Here is a 5,340-nt window from a genome sequence, read left to right as displayed (position 1 = left end):
TGTCCGGCGGTGTCCTACTCTCCCACAGGGTCGCCCCTGCAGTACCATCGGCGCTGCGAGTCTTAGCTTCCGGGTTCGGAATGTGTCCGGGCGTTTCCCTCGCGCTATGGCCGCCGAAACTCTAGGACCAACATGTCCGCCCGTGTGGGTGGGTGTTGGTGGTCTCGGTACCCCCGGGTGTTCCCGTGCCCGCCGTGGTGGCGGGGGGTGGGTGGGGGTGTTGCTGCTGTGCAGTTGTGTGTGTGTGTTCGTCTGTTGGGAACCACAGAGTGGACGCGAGTCATCAGGCTCCACACCGTTGCCTTACAACACTGGTGTGAATGGTGATTGTCAAGTTGTCGGCGTATTAGTACCAGTCAGCTGCACACCTTGCGGTGCTTCCACATCTGGCCTATCAACCCAGTCGTCTGGCTGGGAGCCTCTCCCCCCGAAGGGGATGGAAATCTCATCTTGAGGCCGGCTTCCCGCTTAGATGCTTTCAGCGGTTATCCATCCCGAACGTAGCTAACCAGCGGTGCTCCTGGCGGAACAACTGGCACACCAGAGGTTCGTCCAACCCGGTCCTCTCGTACTAGGGTCAGATCCTCTCAAATTTCCTGCGCGCGCAGAGGATAGGGACCGAACTGTCTCACGACGTTCTAAACCCAGCTCGCGTACCGCTTTAATGGGCGAACAGCCCAACCCTTGGGACCTACTCCAGCCCCAGGATGCGACGAGCCGACATCGAGGTGCCAAACCATGCCGTCGATATGGACTCTTGGGCAAGATCAGCCTGTTATCCCCGAGGTACCTTTTATCCGTTGAGCGACAGCGCTTCCACAAGCCACTGCCGGATCACTAGTCCCGACTTTCGTCCCTGCTCGACCTGTCAGTCTCGCAGTCAAGCTCCCTTGTGCACTTACACTCGCCACCTGATTGCCAACCAGGTTGAGGGAACCTTTGGGCGCCTCCGTTACTCTTTGGGAGGCAACCGCCCCAGTTAAACTACCCACCAGGCACTGTCCCTGAACCGGATCACGGTTCGAAGTTAGATATCCAGAGTGACCAGAGTGGTATTTCAACAATGACTCCACGAACACTGGCGTGCCCGCTTCACAGTCTCCCACCTATCCTACACAAGCCACACCGAACACCAATACCAAGCTGTAGTAAAGGTCACGGGGTCTTTCCGTCCTTCTGCGCGTAACGAGCATCTTTACTCGTACTGCAATTTCGCCGAGTTCGCGGTTGAGACAGCTGGGAAGTCGTTACGCCATTCGTGCAGGTCGGAACTTACCCGACAAGGAATTTCGCTACCTTAGGATGGTTATAGTTACCACCGCCGTTTACTGGGGCTTAAATTCTCAGCTTCGCCTTGCGGCTAACCGGTCCTCTTAACCTTCCAGCACCGGGCAGGCGTCAGTCCGTATACATCGTCTTGCGACTTGGCACGGACCTGTGTTTTTAGTAAACAGTCGCTTCCCACTGGTCTCTGCGGCCGTCAACGCTCCAGGAGCAAGTCCCTTCACGAATCGGGCCCCCCTTCTCCCGAAGTTACGGGGGCATTTTGCCGAGTTCCTTAACCACGATTCTCTCGATCTCCTCGGTATTCTCTACCTGACCACCTGAGTCGGTTTGGGGTACGGGCGGCTGGAACCTCGCGTCGATGCTTTTCTCGGCAGCATAGGATCACCCACTTTTCATCCGCATCACGTCTCAGCCTTCACGAGTCGCGGATTTGCCTACGACTCGGCCTACACGCTTGCCCCGGGACAACCATCGCCCGGGCTGGGCTACCTTCCTGCGTCACACCTGTTATCACGCTCACTCCACCAGACGGGGTCGCACGCCGCCCCGCACCATCACCCCGAAGGGATCCGGTACGGATTGGGATGCTTAGCACTCCTGGTCTCGTGTGGGCGGTTCTTCGCCGGTACGGGAATATCAACCCGTTGTCCATCGACTACGCCTGTCGGCCTCGCCTTAGGTCCCGACTTACCCAGGGCAGATTAGCTTGACCCTGGAACCCTTGGTCTTCCGGAGGACGGGTTTCTCACCCGTCTTTCGCTACTCATGCCTGCATTCTCACTCGTGTGCCGTCCACGGCTGGTTTCCACCGCCGCTTCACCCAGCACACGACGCTCTCCTACCCATCACCACGACTGGACCACGAAGGCCTATCGATATGCGGTAATGCCACGACTTCGGTGGCGTGCTTGAGCCCCGTTACATTGTCGGCGCGGAATCACTTGACCAGTGAGCTATTACGCACTCTTTCAAGGGTGGCTGCTTCTAAGCCAACCTCCTGGTTGTCTGTGCAACTCCACATCCTTTCCCACTTAGCACGCGCTTAGGGACCTTAGTCGGTGGTCTGGGTTGTTTCCCTCTCGACGATGAAGCTTATCCCCCACCGTCTCACTGCTGCGCTCTCACTTACCGGCATTCGGAGTTTGGCTGACGTCAGTAACCTGTTGAGGCCCATCGGCCATCCAGTAGCTCTACCTCCGGCAAGAAACACGCAACGCTGCACCTAAATGCATTTCGGAGAGAACCAGCTATCACGAAGTTTGATTGGCCTTTCACCCCTATCCACAGCTCATCCCCTCAGTTTTCAACCTAAGTGGGTTCGGTCCTCCACGACGTCTTACCGTCGCTTCAACCTGGCCATGGATAGATCACTTCGCTTCGGGTCTAGGACCTGCGACTGAATCGCCCTATTCAGACTCGCTTTCGCTACGGCTACCCCACACGGGTTAACCTCGCCACAGATCACTAACTCGCAGGCTCATTCTTCAAAAGGCACGCCGTCACACCAACACGGGTGCTCCGACGGTTTGTAAGCAAACGGTTTCAGGTACTATTTCACTCCCCTCCCGGGGTACTTTTCACCTTTCCCTCACGGTACTTGTCCGCTATCGGTCATCTGGGAGTATTTAGGCTTATCAGGTGGTCCTGACAGATTCACACGGGATTTCTCGGGCCCCGTGCTACTTGGGATCCCCCTCCGGGCTGCGCAACATTTCGGCTACGGGACTCACACCCACTCCGGTCCGGCTTTCAATCCGGTTCGCCTATGCCACGCACGTCACCGCGGTCGACCGGCAGATCGACCAGAGAGGTCCCACAACCCCGACCATGCAACCCCTGCCGGGTATCACACATGACCGGTTTAGCCTCATCCGCTTTCGCTCGCCACTACTCACGGAATCACGGTTGTTTTCTCTTCCTGTGGGTACTGAGATGTTTCACTTCCCCACGTTCCCTCTACCCGCCCTATACATTCAGGCGGGAGTCACCAGGTCACCACAAGGGGCCTGGCGGGGTTTCCCCATTCGGAAATCCTCGGATCACAGCTCGTTTATCAGCTCCCCGAGGCTTATCGCAGATTACGACGTCCTTCTTCGGCTCCAGATGCCAAGGCATCCACCGTTTGCTCTTAGAAACTTGAAATCACATGAGTTCGATCGAAATTCGTGCACCCGGACCCGAAAGCCCGGATACGAAATTGACCAGTGAATACGCCAAACAGCCACCCCGAAGGGCGCCACCTGGCGACTCACCTATGTGAAACAGCCCGAAGGCTGCTTCTAAGATGCTCGCGTCCACTATGTAGTTCTCAACAGACGACCAGAACCCCCACCCCCGCCAACAACCGCCGGCATCGATGAAGGCCTGAACCGGGGACCAACCCCGACCCGCACCCCGAAGAGCGCGAAAGCCATGTCCGGTCCCTCAGGACCCAACAGCGTGCACGCACCCACCCCGCCGGCACCGATCGTTCCAACCATCCGAAGACGGCGTACTGAACCAGAACCCTTGAACTGGATGCCTATGTCAATGTTCCACCCATGAGCAGCCGGCGAGCACGTTCGGCTCGATCCGGCAGCCTGGACACCCCGAAGAGTGCCAGATGCTCCTTAGAAAGGAGGTGATCCAGCCGCACCTTCCGGTACGGCTACCTTGTTACGACTTAGTCCTAATCACCGATCCCACCTTCGACGGCTCCCTCCACAAGGGTTAGGCCACCGGCTTCGGGTGTTACCGACTTTCATGACTTGACGGGCGGTGTGTACAAGGCCCGGGAACGTATTCACCGCAGCGTTGCTGATCTGCGATTACTAGCGACTCCGACTTCATGAGGTCGAGTTGCAGACCTCAATCCGAACTGAGACCGGCTTTTTGGGATTCGCTCCGCCTTACGACATCGCAGCCCTTTGTACCGGCCATTGTAGCATGCGTGAAGCCCAAGACATAAGGGGCATGATGATTTGACGTCATCCCCACCTTCCTCCGAGTTGACCCCGGCAGTCTCACATGAGTCCCCACCATAACGTGCTGGCAACATGCGACGAGGGTTGCGCTCGTTGCGGGACTTAACCCAACATCTCACGACACGAGCTGACGACAACCATGCACCACCTGTAACCGAGTGTCCAAAGAGTTCCACATTTCTGCGGCGTTCTCGGTCATGTCAAGCCTTGGTAAGGTTCTTCGCGTTGCATCGAATTAATCCGCATGCTCCGCCGCTTGTGCGGGCCCCCGTCAATTCCTTTGAGTTTTAGCCTTGCGGCCGTACTCCCCAGGCGGGGCGCTTAATGCGTTAGCTACGACACGGAAACCGTGGAAAGGTCCCCACATCTAGCGCCCAACGTTTACGGCGTGGACTACCAGGGTATCTAATCCTGTTCGCTCCCCACGCTTTCGCTCCTCAGCGTCAGTAAGTGCCCAGAGACCTGCCTTCGCCATCGGTGTTCCTCCTGATATCTGCGCATTCCACCGCTACACCAGGAATTCCAGTCTCCCCTACACCACTCAAGTCTGCCCGTACCCACTGCAGGCCCGGAGTTGAGCCCCGGGATTTCACAGCAGACGCGACAAACCGCCTACGAGCTCTTTACGCCCAATAATTCCGGACAACGCTCGGACCCTACGTATTACCGCGGCTGCTGGCACGTAGTTAGCCGGTCCTTTTTCTGCAAGTACCGTCAAGGAGCAAGCTCCCCTTCTTCCTTACTAAAAGCGGTTTACAACCCGAAGGCCGTCATCCCGCACGCGGCGTTGCTGCATCAGGCTTGCGCCCATTGTGCAATATTCCCCACTGCTGCCTCCCGTAGGAGTCTGGGCCGTGTCTCAGTCCCAGTGTGGCCGGTCACCCTCTCAGGCCGGCTACCCGTCGACGCCTTGGTGAGCCATTACCTCACCAACAAGCTGATAGGCCGCGAGTCCATCCCAAACCGAAAAACTTTCCACCAAGAATCATGCAATCCAAGGTCCTATCCGGTATTAGCTCCGATTTCTCGGGGTTATCCCAGAGTCCAGGGCAGGTTACTCACGTGTTACTCACCCGTTCGCCACTAATCC

3 rRNA genes are annotated in these 5,340 nt (G+C 57.4%); all 3 read right to left on the bottom strand.

Annotated features, from left to right (window positions below):
* Position 1: 1 nt before the first annotated feature.
* Positions 2-118, bottom strand: a 5S ribosomal RNA gene (gene rrf / locus ACFVHK_RS16975).
* Positions 119-326: 208 nt separating this feature from the next.
* Positions 327-3,429: ribosomal RNA gene (locus ACFVHK_RS16970) — 23S ribosomal RNA — on the bottom strand.
* Between the two features lie 471 nt (positions 3,430-3,900).
* A 16S ribosomal RNA gene (locus tag ACFVHK_RS16965) occupies positions 3,901-5,340 on the bottom strand; the annotation flags it as partial.

It is taken from the genome of Agromyces binzhouensis (assembly GCF_042672355.1).
In the GTDB taxonomy this organism is placed as follows: domain Bacteria; phylum Actinomycetota; class Actinomycetes; order Actinomycetales; family Microbacteriaceae; genus Agromyces; species Agromyces binzhouensis.
This window is presented reverse-complemented; position numbering and strand designations above follow the sequence as displayed.